The 16,269-nt window shown below is 74.4% G+C and carries 8 protein-coding genes; 3 read left to right on the top strand and 5 right to left on the bottom strand.

The window, feature by feature from the left end:
- Positions 1 to 57: 57 nt before the first annotated feature.
- The 5 genes from OG524_RS34485 to OG524_RS34465 are packed head-to-tail and all read right to left on the bottom strand — an operon-like array spanning position 58 to position 13,047.
- On the bottom strand, positions 58 to 1,890 hold the full coding sequence (locus tag OG524_RS34485; protein WP_405812322.1) for a hypothetical protein: 1,833 nt from the start codon (positions 1,888 to 1,890) through the stop codon (positions 58 to 60).
- Positions 1,887 to 5,774, bottom strand: coding sequence for a vWA domain-containing protein (locus tag OG524_RS34480; protein WP_405812321.1), 3,888 nt, complete (start codon positions 5,772 to 5,774; stop codon positions 1,887 to 1,889). Before OG524_RS34480 ends, OG524_RS34485 begins: the two co-directional genes overlap by 4 nt.
- Before the next feature lie 3 nt (positions 5,775 to 5,777).
- Positions 5,778 to 6,998, bottom strand: a complete 1,221-nt coding sequence (locus tag OG524_RS34475; protein WP_405386322.1) for an AAA family ATPase — start codon at positions 6,996 to 6,998, stop codon at positions 5,778 to 5,780.
- Positions 6,995 to 12,190 carry a hypothetical protein gene (locus tag OG524_RS34470; protein WP_405812320.1) on the bottom strand — a complete coding sequence of 1,732 codons (5,196 nt, stop codon included), beginning with the start codon at positions 12,188 to 12,190 and terminating at the stop codon, positions 6,995 to 6,997. Before OG524_RS34470 ends, OG524_RS34475 begins: the two co-directional genes overlap by 4 nt.
- Positions 12,187 to 13,047 (bottom strand): DUF4132 domain-containing protein, encoded by an 861-nt coding sequence (locus tag OG524_RS34465; RefSeq protein WP_405386326.1) that lies wholly within the window; start codon positions 13,045 to 13,047, stop codon positions 12,187 to 12,189. The genes OG524_RS34470 and OG524_RS34465 overlap by 4 nt, the downstream gene beginning before the upstream one ends.
- A 1,032-nt stretch (positions 13,048 to 14,079) precedes the next feature.
- Between OG524_RS34465 and OG524_RS34460 the strand changes: the two genes are divergently transcribed.
- The 3 genes from OG524_RS34460 (at position 14,080) to OG524_RS34450 (ending at position 16,269) form a co-directional block, all read left to right on the top strand.
- The gene (locus OG524_RS34460; protein ID WP_405386328.1) at positions 14,080 to 15,099 is read left to right on the top strand and encodes a helix-turn-helix domain-containing protein; all 1,020 of its coding nucleotides are present in this window, start codon (positions 14,080 to 14,082) and stop codon (positions 15,097 to 15,099) included.
- A gap of 127 nt (positions 15,100 to 15,226) precedes the next feature.
- On the top strand, positions 15,227 to 15,712 hold the full coding sequence (locus OG524_RS34455; protein WP_405386330.1) for a rhodanese-like domain-containing protein: 486 nt from the start codon (positions 15,227 to 15,229) through the stop codon (positions 15,710 to 15,712).
- On the top strand, positions 15,706 to 16,269 hold the full coding sequence (locus tag OG524_RS34450) for an SDR family oxidoreductase (protein WP_405386332.1): 564 nt from the start codon (positions 15,706 to 15,708) through the stop codon (positions 16,267 to 16,269). The genes OG524_RS34455 and OG524_RS34450 overlap by 7 nt, the downstream gene beginning before the upstream one ends.

Below are 16,269 nucleotides of genomic sequence, written 5' to 3'. Positions count from 1 at the left end.
GAAGTTCGGCACGCTGTTCAAAGCCGGGGCGGTCCGCACCCCGGACGGCTGAACGGTTTACGCCCACGGCCCTCCCTGGCCCGGGGCGGATGGTGCCGCGGCCCGGCCCGCCTGCGTCGGTTCCCAGGCTGCCGCGCACAGGGACTCGGCCACGGCGGCCGTGTAACGGGCGGCGGTGAGCCAGTAGGTGGCGAACCCGTCGGTGTCGGCGGGGAGGAGCCGGCCGAAGAGGTCGCGATCGCGTTGGGCCGCCGCGGTGCACAGGGCGGTGAGGAGTCCGGCGGCCGTGGGGAGGCCCGCCCGGCGGAGGCGGCGGGTCTCGGCGGTGACGTCGCCGAGCATGCCGAGGGCGGCGCGGCCCGCCGGGACCGTCTGTTCGACCCGGCGCTCCAGGAGGTACAGGGGCGAGTGCTCGCCGGACCCTCCGGGCTGTGGCGGGGCGAGGTGCGCGGGGGCGGCCGGGTCCGGGAGGTCGGCGCGGCGCAGACGGTCGAGGCCGAGGTCGATCGTTCCCTCGCCGGTGGGGTGCGAGCAGGCGAGGAGGGTGAGCCGGGGGTGGAGGGCGGGCACCAGGCGGCCGATGATCCTCAGCCGTGTCCCCGGCGCCGTGGCCAGCAGCATCAGGTTGTCGCGGTGGGCCAGCGCGGGGTCGTCGTCGGCGACGGTGAGCCGGACGCGAATGCCACCCTCGCACAGCGCGAGCAGGCAGGTGCCGCCCGGCTCCCGTACGGCGCCGAGGAGTTCGACGTCCAGGAAGAGCAGGTCGCGGCCTCCGCCGTCCGGGTCCGCGTAGCGGGAGGTGGACCGCAGGGCGCGGGCTGCCTGTTCGGACGGCGGCGGCTCCCACAGAGCGGCGAGCGGCGGCTCCGTCCAGGCCGCACCCCGGGCGGTGACTGCCTTGACGCCCTTCCCGGCGCCCAGTCTGCCGTCCGGCGAGACCGTCGCCCCCGAGACCGCCAGGCCGGCCCGGCCCAGCTCCCGGTGGGTGAGCGCACTGTCCCCCAGGCGCACGGCCCGGTCGGCCACGCCCAGGGCGCGCCCGACGCCGCCGGGTGCCACGTCGCCGACCGTGCAGAGGCGGCCGTCGGTTCCGGCGACCCAGGTGCGGACGCCGCCGTGCCCCGAGTCGGTGACCACGGGCTCGGTGAACAGGCCGTACAGCCGCAGTGAGCCGTCCGGGCTGTACGGGCGGCGCGCGCTGCCTCTGACCGCGGCCAGCTCCGCCCCGGACGTCGTCCCCACCCGGTGTGCTGTGCCCAGGAGTTCGGCCAGGGCGGTGACGAGGTCGGCGGTGCGGTAGGAGGGGTCTCCGACGCGGGCCGCGCGCACGAGCGTGACGACGGACAGCGCGGCGCCCGCGGCGCGCGGCAGGTGCCGGAGCCGGGCGGTGTGCGCGGCACGGAGGAGGGCCGACTGGGTGACGGCGCCGGCCCCGTCGACGCCGGCTTCCAGCACGGCTGCGCCCGCCGACCACAGGGCCTCGGCCGCAGCGCGCTGGGCCGGGCTCGCCACCTCGGACAAGGAGTCGGAGCCGGGGGCGGGGTCCGTCGCGGAGGCGGGTTCGGGGACCGCCTGGGTGGGACGGGCGGCGAGCTCCGGGTCCGCCGTGGGGGCGGCGCAGGCGGCGGCCGCGCGGTGGACGCATGCCGGGGCGAGGAGGCAACCACAGGTGATGGCGTCCGCCGTCGCCACCACGCCGTCCGGGGCGTGCAGGCGCAACTCGGTCTCGTCGTCGACCGCGATCGTCACCGTGTCCCCGTCGCGGTGTGTCGGGCGGGCGCCGAGCTTGGTGACTGCCGCGTCCAGCCGCTTGCGCAGCCGGGGCGAGAGGTCCTCCACCAGCGTGGCCGTGACCTCCGGCGCGACGGGTGGCAACCGGTCGGCGTTCATGCGGTCTTCTCCCCTATCCAGCGGGCCAGTTCGAGTGGGCTGAGGGCCGCCACGGGCATGCCGGCGGCCACGAGCTGCCCGGCGACGCCCGTCGAGTAGCGGGGCCGCCCGGCGTCGTCGAGGCTCGCGCACCCGAGGACGTGGCAGCCGGTGGTCACCAGGGCCCGCACCTCGGCCAGCAGTCCGCCGAGCGGCGCGCCCTCCTCGAAGTCGCTGATGACGACGACGAGGGTGCGGGTGGGCACGGCGATCAGGCTGCGGGCGTGCCGCAGCCCGGCGGCGATGTGCGTGCCCCCGCCCACGCTCACCTCCAGCAGGAGGGAGAGGGGATCGTGCACATGGCCGGTGAGGTCGACGACCTCCGTGGAGAAGGCCAGGAAATGGGTGCTCAGGGTCGGCACCCCGGCGAGCACCGAGGCGGTCAGCGCGGACCAGATCGTGGACGCCTCCATGGATCCGGAGACATCGGTGACCAGGATCAGGCGCCAGTCGGCCGACCGGCGGCCGCGACTGCGGAACACCGGCTTCTCGGGGATCACCTGGACCGTTCCGTCGGCCGTCCGGCGGGCGGTGGCGAGGTTGGCGCGCAGCGTGCGCGGCAGGTCGAGCCGGCCGCCGGGGCGGCGGGTGGGCCTGGCCAGCATCGTGCCGGTGAGGGCGGGTCGCAGTCGTGTGGCGAGCTGCCGGGTCAGTTCGTCGACCAGGCGGCGGACCAGCGGCCGGAGCGCCGCGAGGCGCGCTTCGGGGAGGCCGCCGGCGTAGCGCAGGACCGTCCGGAGCAGTTCCACGGAAGGGGTGGCAGCCGCCGGGTCGAATTCGGCGAGGACGTCCTGCCGACCTGTCACGGCCGCGGCGGCGAGGACCTCCTCACGTACGCCGGGGCCGAACAGCGCGGCCAGTTCCTCGGACCACTCGCGGACGCCGGGGAACGACGGTTCCCGGCCGCCACCGTGACCGTGGGCGGGCAGGCCGCTGCGGGAACCCTCGCCGTGTCCCGCACCGTAGAGCTCGTCCAGAGCGGTCGCCAGGCGGGCGGCGCCGGACGGCAGTCGGTCGGGACGCCTGCCGAGCACGAGCCGCCACCGGTCGGCGGGCGCGAGGGTCCGCGCGGGGGTGGCCTCGGTGGAGGGTGCGGTGGCGGTGACGGTGGCGGGTGTGACGGTGGGGCGTGTCGCGACGGGGTGGCCGGCCGGCGGTGGGACCCGGTCGTCGTGCGCGGGCGGCGGGACGGGCAGGCCGAGGCCGGTCAGGAGCTCGCGGGCCGCGAGGTCGGCGGCCGTACGGCGGGCCAGCTCGGCCGGATCGTCCGCGTCGAGGGTGTCCACCCGTTCGCCCAGCCGCTCCTCGACGGTGTCCAGCAGCCGGTCCCGAGCGGCCGGGCTCAAGGTGTCGAAGCCACCGCGCAGGGCAGGCAGCCGGGCAAGGAACGCGGTGTCGTCCAGCTCGACGACCCGGTTCAGCAACGGATCCAGCGCGCCGACGCCGACGGTCAGGAGCGGGCCCGCCACCGTCAGGACGCCGGTGAGGCGGGCCGTGAGAGCGGCCCGGGAGGTACTGTCCACGGCTCCGTCCACCCAGGAGGCGACGCGGCCCCCGAAGGTCTCGGCCTCCTCGTGGCCCGTGAGCACCCTGACTGCTCCGGCGGCCGCGGCGATCAACGGGGTGCCGTCGGCAGCCAGCCGGGCCAGAGCGTCGGTGAGCCGGATGCCGCCCAACCGGTCTGCCCGCTGGGTCAGTTCGAGCAGAGCCCGGGCGTCCTCGGGCTCCTCGGAACCGGTCAGGCCGTCGACCTGGCGGACCGCGGCCGAGGTCAGCAGTTCGGCGGCGCGCGCGGTGCGGGCGGCACGGGCGGAAGCGACGGGGGTGGCGTCCGGCGCCGAGGAGTCGTCGGGCGCGGCCAGGCCCGGCAGGTGGCCGGCGTCGATGCGATCCAACAGGTCGAGCCCGGAAAGGAGTTCGGGAAGGGTGCCGCTCGCGGGGAGTACGGCGGCCAGTTCCGTGAGCCGTTCGTCGGCCAGGGCGGCGAGCCCGCACTCGGCAGCCTCCGTGAGGCCTCGGACGACCTGGGCGGCCGTCGGGCCGCCCTCCGCGCCCTCGGCCGCGTGCCGTTGCCGCAGTACGCCCTCGGCCGCCTGGGCCGGGGTGACGCCGCGGGCCCCGGCCGCGGTGAGCATCGCGGCCGTCGCCGGGGTCCACCGCACCTGCCAGCGCGTCGTGAGCCCTTCCGTGCCCGCCGCGCCGGTCACCCCCTGTTCCTGCGCGTAAGGGATGCCGCACACCGTCAGCCTGCGCAGCAGCAGTTCGCGGCGCCGGTCCAGGGTGGAGCGCGCCGGGTCGAGCCGGAGGTCGCGCGGTGTCTTCTCGTGCGCGTCCTCCGGGCCGGGAAGGGAGAGCGCCGCGGTATCTGCCTCGACGGCGGGGCCCAGTCCGCTGCGCGGAGCGGCGGGCGCGGGCCGCCCGGTGCGGGCTCCGACGAGTACGTGTTCGAGGGCCCGGGCGACGGCGCGGCCCGTGCCGTAGGTCTCGCCGCGCCCCAGCACCGTCTGCACGGCTTCCAGGAGTTCACCGCGGCCGGGGGCGGGCAGGTCGCGCAGGCGGGCCAGGTCACCGGCCACCCGGACGACCTCCCGGCCGTCCGCCGGGCCGTAGGGGTGTCCCTGTTCGCGCAGGGCGACGCAGACGCGGACCACGGTACGGATCAGCGCCTCGTGCAGTTCGGCCGGGTCCCCGGCGGCGTCCAGGACGGTGTGCTGCCACTCCGGGTCCCGGATACCGGCCGGGTAGCCGGACCGCGAGTCGAGCAGCGGGTAGGTGTACGGGACCAGGGAGACCGTGCACGCCGCAGTCCCGGAAGCGCTGTTCACATGGTCGTACGCGCCCGGCTCCGGCACGGCGGTGGACGCGGACGGCTCCGGCGCCGAGACGGCATCGTCCGGCGCTTCCGATGCGGGGCGCCCGGCGGCCCTCGCGGCGGACGGCAGCAGAGCCGGGGTGTGGAAGGCGCCCACCACCACGGCGGGCCGCCGCCCGCTCGCCAGGGCCTCGGCGACATGTCCACGCATACACGCCTCGCGCACCAGGTCCGTGCCCTGCACACCGCCTCGCGCTTCGGCCTCGTGGCGCAGCGCCCAGCCGGTGAGCAGGGCCGCACGGCGGAGCGCCTCGGGTGTCGAACCGGGAGCGAGGGCCTCCACCAGTCTGTCCCACAGGTCGTCGCCGTCCCGGCCGGTGAGCCGGGACCGGAGCGCGGCGGACAGGCCGTGCCCCTCCCCCGGTACGGGCGCGGAGCCGGCGCCCGGGACGGGGGCGGGGGTCTCCGGACCGCCCCCCGCCCACGCCCGGTCGGCCAGCGGCAGATCGCAGGCCACAGCCGGAACCCCGTTTCTTGCCGCCCAGCGCAGAGCGACCAGTTCGGGCGAGAAGTCCGCGAACGGGTAGAAGGCCGGACTCCGTTCGCGTTCCGAGCTGGGCCCTGGCCCGTCGGCGGGCACGGCGGCCAGCGCAACCGGGGCCTCGGTCTCCTCGTGGGCGAGCCAGCCCAGCCAGGGCTGGAACTCGGCGGGCAGTTCGACGAGGAGGACGTCGGGGGCCGCCGCGTCCAGTAGTGCCGGGAGGGCGGCCGCCAGCGAGGGCGCGTGGTGGCGCACCCCGATCAGGAACGGCAGCCCGGGGCCCGCCGCCGCGAGGGCAGCCACTGCGGCTTCCGGGGTGGCCGGTCCGGCCGCCGGGCCCTGTGCCGGAGCAGCGGCCGGCACATCGGCGTTGGACACCTCGGCGGTGGACCGCGTCTCAGGGATGGACCGAATCTCAGGGGCGGACCGCGTCTCAGGGGCGGACCGCGTCTCGGCGGTGGACCGCGTCTCAGCGGTGGTCGACTCGGTCATCCGTCAGCTCTCCAGTACCGCGCGCAGGTCCCACAGGGCACGCCAGGTGGCCGATCCCTGCTCCGCACGCCTGCGCACCGGCCCGTCCCAGTACCCCAGCAGCCGTGCCGCGTCGGCGGGGTCGTCCTTCCGGACGACGCCGAGCAGATGGCCGGGCAGGAGGGAGAGCACGTCCCGGTCGCCGGGGAAGTAGGCGGCGGCCAGGCCCATGGAGCCCGCGACGGAGACCGCCTCCGCCGTGCTCATCACCGTGGAGGGGCGCTCGACCTCCCAGCCCTCCACCGAGCGACCCTCGCGCAGGTCCCGGAAGGTGGTGACAAGGGCTTCGAGGACCGCGTCGTCCACCTGGTAGGCGGCGCCCACGCGTTCGACGGCGGCCCGCGACTGGCGCCGGACGAGCGCGGTCTCGGCGTCCACGTCCCCGATGGGTCCCACGGTCTCGAAGTTGAAGCGCCGCTTCAGCGCGGCGGACATCTCCGAGACGCCCTTGTCCCGCAGGTTGGCGGTGGCGATGAGGGTGAATCCCGGGGCCGCGTGCATCTGGGCGCCCTCGCCGCCCGCGAGTTCGGGGACCGCGATGCGCCGCTCGGAGAGCAGGGACACCAGGGCGTCCTGGACCTCCGGCAGGCAGCGGGTGACCTCCTCGACGCGGGCGACGGCACCCCGGGTCATGGCGGCGAGTACCGGGGAGGGCACCAGCGCCTGCTCGGTGGGGCCCTGGGCGAGCAGCAGCGCGTAGTTCCAGCCGTACTTGAGCTGGTCCTCGGTGGTGCCCGCGGTGCCCTGCACGGTGAGCGCGCTTGTCCCGCAGACGGCCGCCGAGAGCAGCTCGGAGAGCATGGACTTGGCGGTGCCCGGTTCGCCCACGAGGAGGAGTCCGCGCTCTCCGGCCAGGGTGACCACGCAGCGTTCGACCAGGGCACGTTCGCCGACGAACTTCTGCTCGATCACCAGGCGGGGCGGCACCCCGGCTCCGGGACGGGCCCCCTTCGGCAGGGCCAGTGCCTCGCCCGCGCTGCCCATCACGAAGGTGACGACGGCGCGCGGGGTGAGCAGCCAGCCGGGCGGGCGGGGCCCGGAGTCGTGGGCGGCGAGGAAGGCCAGCTCGGTGGCGTACCGGTCCTCGGGCGGCGTGATCTGGCGGTGCGCCGGGCCGGGTGCCGTCGCCTGGTCAGGGACGCCGCCGGTGGTGGTGCTGTCCATGGTGGTGGTGTCGTTCGTCATCGGCGGCGGCCCTTCCGGGGTGCGCGGGTGTCCAGTTCTTCGAAGGCGGGTGCGTCGCCTTCGCGGACCCGTGCCCAGGCGGCTGCGAACAGGTCGGGCACGGGGAGGTGGGGCATGGTCCGGGTGGACCCGGCCACGGGGTACAGGCGTTCCTTCCAGGTCTCCAGCGGCAGCCCGGGGGCGCCGCGTTCGAGCCAGCCGCAGGGGAGGAACAGGGTGCGGCCCGCGCGGGAGCGCTTCGCCTCCACGACGAGGTCGGTGGCGGCGAGTTCCGCCCGGGCCTTCTTGACCCGTGCCGGCTTCCACTCGGTCCAGCGGACGCAGTTGCGGTCCGTCGGGTCGGGCAGGGCGAGCAGCATCAGGTAGAGCGCGGCGGCGTCCGCGCTGAGGCCGAGGACGTCGGCGGCCTCGGCGACCAGGTCCGGCACCGCACGCGTCGGGTCCTGGGCCGGGTGGTACGGGAGGCCGTGGGGGGCGCCCGCCGAGGCCAACGCGTCGATCTCCTTGTCCAGAAGGGCGCGCAGGGCGAGCAGATCGCCGGTGCCGTAAGGCCCGACGGTGCCTTCGACGAGGCCGAACGCCGGGTCGTCGGGGCCCGCCAGGCCGGCCGGGCGAATCAGCAGCTTCTCGTTGTTGGCGTAGCCGGGGGCGAGGAGCAGCGCCGTGCCGGCCCGGACCAGACCGTCGGCGTCGGCGCCGCCGGACTCGGGGAGCCCGTGGGCGGCGCGGACCGCGGGGCCGATCGAGCCACCCGACTCGGTCCAGTCCAGACCGAGGTCCAGCACCAGGTCCGGATCGGCGAGGCGGCCACGCAGGGCCGCGAGCCCGACGGGCAGGTGCGCCCGCAGGGGGTGCCCGTACGGCAGCGTGTAGGCGAGGGTGTGCAGGGTGGTCACGGCCGAGGAGACCGCGCCGCGTGCGCTGACACGGCGCAGACTCGGGCGGCCGGTGCCGTCCGGCACATCGGTGCCGTGGGCGAGCCAGGTCCGGGAGCCCGCGTTGAGGATCAGGTCGACGGCCCCCGCACTGGTGCCTGACAGGTCGAGATCCAGTTCCTCGGGGACGCGGACGAGGGAGGCCAGGCGCTTCTGCCAGACCTCTGCGGCTGCCCCGATGTCGGGGCCCGTGGACCACAGCTCGGCCGGGTCCGCAGGCAGCAGTGCCCGGAGCAGGGCTTGCAGGTCGTCGCGGGGCAGGGTGTCCAGCCCGGCCTGGGCCGCCTCGAAGGCACGTGTCTTCACCCCGAGGAGCGCGAGCGTCTCGGCGCCGGAGTCCTCGACGGCGGCCGACAGCAGGGCGACGGACTGGAGGGGACCGATTCCGGTGGCCGTGTGGAACGCCTCGGTGGCCTCCGGACGCCAGGGTGCCGGGCCCTTTTCCCGTACCAGGGCGGTGAGCCGGGTGAGCCGGTCACGGGCGATGCCCTGCCGGTAGACGTGCTCGTGCTCCAGGGTGAAGCCGGGGACGGGGCCGAAGGCGCCGGTCGGGTCGTGGTCCAGAGCGAGCCAGCATTCCGCGTCGTTCCGGTCGTTCCGGCCGCGGTTGGCGAGGATCACGACGGTGCGGGCGCCCCTGCGCAGCACCTGGCCGAGGCGGTGCACGACCTCGGGGCGTCCCGCCCCTGTCGTACCTCCAGGGATCGGCTCGACGAGGTCCACCTGCCGGACCGTGCCCGCGGGGTCGGCCAGCGGGCCTGCGGCGAGGGTTTCCAGGAACACGAGCAGACCGGTTCGGTGCTCGGGCGAGGTGGTCGCCGAGGCAGCCCGGTAGGCCAGTTCGGGCAGGTGGTCGAGGAGGGGGGCCCAGGTCCGGGAGTCGCAGGGCACGGTGTACTCGTCGCGCTGCCAGCCGTCTACGGAGGGGAACGGGGCCTTGGACGGTATGGGTGGGCCGAACGCCGGCTCGCCGCCGAAGACATGGTTGACGGCGAGGAGCTGCCTGATCACGGTCCACCGTCTCCCGCCTCCCCACCAGCCGCCGCGCATCTGCTCGGAGTTCAGAGCGGAGGCGATCTGCAGGGTCATGTCGTCGCCGTGCTCGGGCTCGTGATCGAAGAACATGCCCTGGGTGCGCGCGGTTTTCCGGGGGGTGGCCGACTGCACGGGCTCGGGCGGTTCCAGGTACCGGGTGGCTGCCACGGCCCGGTCCACCGCGTTCCGCACGAGCGCGGTGACGCCCGCGAGGAGCCGTGCGTCGGACACCTCGGGCAGCACCCGGGCTGCGGCCTCCTGGCTCAGCTCCCGCGACGAGGGCCCGGTGTACTCCTCGACGGCCCGGAACGCCTCCAGGTGCCGGGCGATCGCGGTGGCGACCTCCTTGAAGAGCTCCTCCGCCCGGGAGTCCGTCAGGTTCCGCAGGGCGTCGGAGCCCCGCTCGTCCCTCGGGCGCAGGGCGTGCCAGTAGGCGACGGGAGGCAGGTAGGGGGTGCCCTCCGCGTCGTTCCCACGGGAGGAGTCGGTGGTGACGGACCACAACTCGCCACCGGTGCCGTCCGTGTCCGCCGGGTGTGCTTCGACGGAGCGGTGGCGCAGGGCGACGACCGGCCGTGACCCGCCGGGGAGGGCGAGGGCGCCGAGCGGGACCAGGGAGCCGCCGCCGGGCAGCGGGTGCGGCAGGGTGACCGTGTGGCCGTCGGGGGTACCGGCGACGATCCGGTGCCCGTCGGCGGGGGCGGCCGTGCCGGGCTCGTCGACCGTGCGGCGGACCCAGCGGCCGAGGACCGTGCCGTCCGTACCGAACGGGGTGGTCTCCAGACCGGGCTGGAGAGGCAGCACCTGGCAGTGCTCGGCGAGCAGTCGGGTGCCGTCCCGCACTCCGGAGCGGAGGAAGGCGGGGAGGGACGCGCGGCCGTGCGTGCCGGCGGCCGGGTCGTACTCCAGCCACACCCGCTGCGTGCTCTGGTGGCCCTCCCGCCAGTGACCGGTGCCGTCGGAGATCACGGCGCGCTGAGGCGGGAGGGAGGTGTCGCCCGCGTGCAGGGCCTTGCCGCCGGTGGCGCGGCCGCCGCCGGGCAGCGGCAGGCAGACCTCGTCCGAGGGGCCGGAGCCGCCCCAGCGGGGGATCTGCTCGCCGCCGACGGTGAACACCTCGGCGGGGCGGTGCGACCAGTAGCCGCGCTGCTTGCCGTCCTCCCACCAGATGACCAGCAACTCTCCGTCGACGTAACGGAGGGCGAGCGTCCGCCAGTGGTCGACGGTGGCGGGCACCCGCAGGGTGTGCCGCAGCAGCACGCCTTCGGGGCCGACGACAACGGCCCGTTCGAGCGTGTTCAGGATCAGTGCGGGCCAGGCGCCGGTGACACCGACGTTCTCCGACCGGTGGCGGCGCTGACCCACGGCGGCGGCCTCTGCGGCCAGTTCGGCGTAGGTCTCGTCGAGCGCGGCCCAGCCCAGTTCGTCGAGGACGCCGGTACGCAGGGTGGAAGCGAGCAGCGGCACGACATCGTGGGCCTCAAGGAGTCGTACGGCCTCCGGGGCGACGTCCGCGACCACGGTGCGGAACGCCGAGAGCCTGTTGAGAGCGGTCTGGAGCCCGGGGAGCCCTCGCGCGGCCGTGTACTGCTCGGCGCAGACGGTCAGCCATTCCCGCAGGATCCCGGAGAGCACCGGGTGCGCCGCCAGCATCGCCAAGCCGGCGTCGCTCAGCCGCTGACCGTGTCCGTCGCCGAGTGCGCCGACGCTCCGGCACAGAAGGGCGCGGAAGACCGGCCGTTCGGCGGCGGCGGTGAGATCCCGCGCGCCGGGGGCGGTGTCGGTGAGCCACGGGCCGAGCGGGACACCGGAGGACCGCGCGGTACCCGTGTCCTGATCGTCCGGCTCGGCGACGGGGACACCGGAGGCCAGGCAGAGGTCGAGAAGGTCGAGGTCGGCCGTGCGCTGCCAGCGGCCCTGGAACAGCTCGACCGGGCGCCCGTCCACGCGCAGCCGGTCCGCCATCCGGTCGGCCAGGTCGAGGGTCTGCGGGCTGCGGCCCGGGGTGACCCCGTTGCGCCGGCGGTACGCCTCCCAGCGGGCGAGCCAGTCCGCCGGGGAGACGGACGGGTCCGAGGGGGCGGCGGAGCCGGAGGGAGCGTGGCCGGAGCTGTCCGGGATGGCGGTCAGCAGGTCCTCGGCGCCGGACTCGGCAAGCAACGCGAGCCAGCCGGGTTCGCCGTCCGTGTCCCGGCCGCTCTCGCTGAAGGTCTCCGGGAAGAAGCCGAGGAGCCGGGCCCGCACGGCCGTATCCCGTCGGGCGAGGGCGATGAGCGCGGAGCGGTAGGCCGTCCAGAACGAGGCTGGGGCGCGGACGACTCCCGGGGAGCCGATCAGATCGGCCACCAGCTCGCGTTCGGCGGCCTCGCGGTCCAGCCCGGCGGCCTTGACCAGCGCACGCACGTCCTGCGGCAGCGCCGCGTACGGCGGCATGCCGGCCGCGCAGCGCTCGACGAGCAGACGGCGGAACTGCGCCCACGCGTCCGCCGGTGCGAGCCGGGCCACCAGGTCCCGCACGTACTGCCGCAGCGCCTTGACGGTCAGGGCGCCGGCGAAGGCGAACTCCAGGAAGACGGCCCGCTGCCGGTCCTCGTCCACGACCAGCCCGTGCACCCGCTCGGCCTCGCGTGCCTTGCCGAAGAAGGAGGCGGCGTAGGTGGTGTTCTCGGCCTGGAGGAAAAGGCGTGCCACCTGCTCGTAGTAGGTGGGGAGGAAGTGGGGCACGGCCCGGCCGAGCCGCGTGCCGAGTGCGTCGAAGCCCTCCTTGGCCGCTCCGGCGCGGGTCCTGGCCTGCCGGCCCAGCCGCTCGATGTCCTTGACCAGGGCCAGGGCGTGGTGCCCGTTGGCCGGGTCGTTGACCAGCGCCCAGGCCGGGAAGCCCAGCGTCTCGCGGCGCACCTGGCCCACGACGGGGGCTTCGGCGGTCCGGGCCAGCCCGAGGAACTCCAGGGCCAGGTCCTCGGCTTCGCCGAGGGTGCCGGGCACGAGCCGGACCACGGGGCGGTCGCCGAGGGCGGTGTGCGTGTAGGTGCGGGCGGTCAGCGCGTCGGCGTCGTCCCGGTCGGTGGTGCCCGCCGGGAGGATCGTGCCCGCGTCCAGCAGGGCCGCCGCGCGAGCCTCGGCGGCGGAGGTGGAGTTGCTCTCACCCCGGGCCTGGGCGGGGAGGGACGCCGCGCCCTGCGCCGTCGTGTTCGCGTTGGTGTTCGTCGTCGTGGTGCTCATGCCGCCTGCTCCTCGTCCGCCACGTCGCGGCCGGCGTAGAGCGCCGCCGCCATGCGCATGCCCTCGGACCACGCGACGGGGCCGACCTCGGCGGCCGTCAGCGTGCGCCCCGCAGGGTCGGTCCAGCCCAGCGGGCCCGTCTCGGTGCCGTACTCGTCGTATCCGTCGTGCTCGCCGATCCAGATGCGCGCCTCGGCGGTGGCGCCGTCCTCGACGACCGGGCAGACCGCGTATCCGCCGCGCGACCGGTACCCGAGTTGGGTGACGCGGCCGTGCAGGAAACGCAGTTCCTTGAACACGCCGCCTGCGTAGGTGTCCACGGAGGTGGTGTCCGGGGCGAGGCCCGGCGGGCGCCGCCACACCTCGCGGAACAACTGCTCCACGTTCTGGCGCACTTCCAGTTCGACCGCGAACTCCCGCAGCTCGTCGAGGTCGTCGAGCAGGACGGGGTGGGGCACGCTGACGACGTCCGGGGTGATGCGCACCGTGTCGCCGTCCAGGTCGACGAGGCCGAGACCACGGTCGGGGTCGACATCGCGCAGGAACCCGGCAACCCCGCCGTCCACGCCGGTGACCACCACGTCCCGCAGGGCCGCCTGCCATGCCGGATCGGGCCAGACCCGGGCGAGCACGGCCGTGGGGACGGGCAACGAACGCACCATCCACTGCTCGACGTCGGTCAGGCACCGGTGTTCGTGCCGCTCCAGCCACTCGGTCAACTGCCGGAGTCCGACGACCGCCGGGTCGTCCTTCAATTTGGCCGGGACGGACTTCAGCCGCCGGCCCTTCCCGTTGCGGCAGACCACCTTGCCCGCCTCCAGAGCGACTTCGTAGTCGCCCGCCGAAACCCACCCCATGCGCTGTTCTCCCCGTTGTTCCGGACGGCCGCCGACCTGGCGGCACGCTGATGAAACCCGTCAACGGCAACGCACCGTGACGAGTGGGAGAGACTCTAGGCGCCCCCAGTGACAATCAGTCCGGGCCCCCTCCGCTTCGCCGTCCCGGGCCGCACTCCGGCAGGGACGGCCCAGCCGTACCCCACCGTCCCGCCGAGGCGGGGTAAGCGGGTGGCCGTGCACTACGCGGCCCACCGCGAGGAGGCCGAGGAGCCACACCTCGGTGACTGAGCACTTGGGGAGCCTGAGCACTTCGGGGCCTGACCGAACTACCGCGCCGAGGACAACCCGGAGACGCTCTCCGGGGCGGTTCTCGTCGACGCCGACCTCCCCAGTTCTTCACGGACGAGGAGCTTTCCGGACTCATCAACCGCGACCAGGCCGCAGGTCGACGCGGCGACGAAGACGCGCCCCACCTCGTCGCTCTCGACCGGCCGGACCCCGCTACGAACACGGCCACCTCGACGAACGCCCGATGCCGGCGTGGCATGAGCGACCGCAACCGATCCGCGGAACGCTGCCCGTCGATCCGGGTCACTGGCGCGGGAAGCGGGCGCGCATGGCGTCGACGCAGGTGTCCCGGGACGTGGGCCCGCTGAACCGAAGACGGTCATAGCCAGTGAACGCCGTTCGCAGCGTGTCGAGTTCGTCGCAGCGTCGGCGATTGCCCGCGCGATCCGTTCGGTGCCCGGCGCTCGGCCTCGGCAGCTGTCTGGAGGGCTTCCTGCACGGTCTGTTCGGCAATGACGGGTCTTCGTCCTGATGGATGAGTCGGTGGGGTCTGGCTTATCCCCCGCCCGCGCAGGTGGAGGGCCGTGGACATCGGACAGTCGCGCGATTCCACGCGCGGCACCCGGCTCTGCTTCGCCATCGGCCAGATCCTCACCCGTACGTAACGGCCCTGGCTGGGCCATGGCCCCACCGCGCCCAGTCACCCCGTCTCGCCGTCCACACCCACTATGGCTGGATCATGATGATTATTAAGATCCAGCCATGGCGAAAACGCACGTGGTGGCTGTACTGGCCTTCGATGGAATGGCGCCTTTTGAGCTGGGCGTGGTGGTGGAGGTCTTCGGCCTGTCCCGGCCCGAACTGGGAGACCTGCCCTGGTATGAGCTGCGGGTGTGCGCCGAGGAACCCGGCCGGGATCTGCGGGCGGTCGGCGGATTCACGCTGCGCGCCGGGCATGGGCTCGATGCGCTGACCACGGCGGACACGGTGATCGTGCCAGGGGTGGCCAAGGCCGGGGCGGAGGTGTCGCCCGCCCTGGTGGAAGCTCTGCTGCGGGCCCATGCGAGGGGGGCGCGCCTGGTATCGATCTGCTCGGGGGCGTTCGCGCTGGCCGCGACCGGCCTGCTGGAGGGTCGGCGCGCCGCCACCCACTGGCGCTACGCCCGCGCGCTTGCCGAACGGCATCCCGGTATCGAGGTCGACCCCGACGTGCTGTACGTCGACAACGGCGATGTCCTCACCAGCGCGGGCAGTGCGGCCGGTATCGACCTGTGCCTCTATCTGGTCAGGGCCGATCACGGAGCGGCCGTGGCCAACACGGTGGCGCGCCGCTTCGTCGTTCCGCCACACCGCGAGGGCGGGCAGGCCCAGTTCATCGAGGCGGCGGTGGGAGAGATCGGCTCCGAGGACGACGGCGTCACCCAGAGCATGGACTGGGCGCTGCGCCATCTGCACACACCGTTGTCCGTGCCCGCCCTGGCCCGGGCTGCGCGCATGTCGGAACGCTCGTACTTGAGGCACTTCGCCCGCCGCAACGGCGTGAGCCCCATGCGCTGGGTCATCACCCAGCGGGTGGCTGCCAGCCTGCCGCTGCTCGAGTCCGGTGAGGGCACCGTGGACGAGGTTGCCGCCGCGGTCGGCTTCGACAGCACGGGGACGTACCGACACCACTTCACCCGTCAGATGCGTACGACGCCGACGGCCTACCGCAAGACGTTCACTCGCGTCCCGAGCACGCGTGACGGTCACTCCGCACGACCGGCACGACTGGCGGAATCTTGATGGCCGAAGGCGTTTACGCCACTCGCAGGGCGGGCCTGGGGATCAGAAGATGGAGCCGTCGCCGGCCGGGGAATCCCGGCACGGACCACCGGCCCTCCTCCCAACCGGCAAGAACAAGAGGTACCCCATGTCTGCCGCCGCTTCCGCCGAGATCACCAGCGTCGCCCTGAGCGTGCCCGCCGCCGCACCGGCCGAGGGTGCCGCCCACTACGCCGCCCGCCTCGCCTTCGAGGCGGATGTCTCCGACGTCCACGCCGATCTGGCATCTGGCGCACCCGGGATCGTGGTGGTCGACACCCGCAGCGATGCCGCCTGGGACCAGGGCCACATCCCCGGCGCCCTCCACGTCCCCACCGCACAGATTGCCGACCTGGCACCGCAGCTGATCGATCCCGCCCAGACCGTGGTCACCTACTGCTGGGGCCCCGGCTGCAACGGCGCGACCCGCGCGGCGCTGGCCTTCGCCCGCCTCGGCTACCCGGTCAAGGAAATGCTCGGCGGCTTCGAGTACTGGGTACGCGAGGGGTTCACCTACGACTCCGCCACCGGCTCCGAACGGCGCCCTGTCGACGACCTGACCGCCCCGCGCTCGGGCGTCTCGTGCGCATGCTGAAGGACACCGCCCGGCCGGACAGCGTAATTCGGCCGGCCACCGCGGCCGACCTGCCGGCGATTGCCCACCTGTGCGCCGTCCATGCCGCCTTCGAGCGCGCCGGACCCGTGCCCGTTGATCTCGCCACCCGCCTGGAGCCCGTGCTGTTCTCGGCACATCCGAGAGCATGGTGCCTCGTAGCCGACCACGGAGGCGAACTGATCGGATACGTAACCTGCTCCCGGGAGTTCTCCACCTGGCAGGCGAACATCGGCAGCCCCGGCCAGTACGTGCACTACGCCGCGGCGAAAGCCGCGGTGGACGCGATGACTGCAGGGCTGTCCAAGGAAGTCGCCCTGGACGGCATACGCGTCAACTGCGTCGCCCCCGGCACCATCTGGCCGGAACGGGGGCTCATTCGCGGCAGGCCCACGCTTCGCGGCCGACGCCACCCTCATCCACCATCTGCGCGTGCCCTGCACCCCACCCCACCACGTACTCGATCAGATCGCCGCCGTCCTCGACGACGCCTGCTGAGGCAGAGTGTGGCCCGGCTGGGGTACGGCTTCTCAGGCTGA

The organism is Streptomyces sp. NBC_01520 (assembly GCF_045040375.1).
GTDB lineage: Bacteria > Actinomycetota > Actinomycetes > Streptomycetales > Streptomycetaceae > Streptomyces.
Note: the sequence above shows the minus strand (reverse complement) of the source record. Positions and strands in the feature narration are given on the sequence as shown.

Bases quoted from the DNA above. Each gene is read 5' to 3' on its own strand.
- OG524_RS34485 (WP_405812322.1), bottom strand. From the start codon at position 1,890: ATGAACGCCGACCGGTTGCCACCCGTCGCGCCGGAGGTCACGGCCACG.
- OG524_RS34480 (WP_405812321.1), bottom strand. From the start codon at position 5,774: ATGACCGAGTCGACCACCGCTGAGACGCGGTCCACCGCCGAGACGCGG.
- OG524_RS34475 (WP_405386322.1), bottom strand. From the start codon at position 6,998: ATGACGAACGACACCACCACCATGGACAGCACCACCACCGGCGGCGTC.
- OG524_RS34470 (WP_405812320.1), bottom strand. From the start codon at position 12,190: ATGAGCACCACGACGACGAACACCAACGCGAACACGACGGCGCAGGGC.
- OG524_RS34465 (WP_405386326.1), bottom strand. From the start codon at position 13,047: ATGGGGTGGGTTTCGGCGGGCGACTACGAAGTCGCTCTGGAGGCGGGC.
- OG524_RS34460 (WP_405386328.1), top strand. From the start codon at position 14,080: ATGGCGAAAACGCACGTGGTGGCTGTACTGGCCTTCGATGGAATGGCG.
- OG524_RS34455 (WP_405386330.1), top strand. From the start codon at position 15,227: ATGTCTGCCGCCGCTTCCGCCGAGATCACCAGCGTCGCCCTGAGCGTG.
- OG524_RS34450 (WP_405386332.1), top strand. From the start codon at position 15,706: ATGCTGAAGGACACCGCCCGGCCGGACAGCGTAATTCGGCCGGCCACC.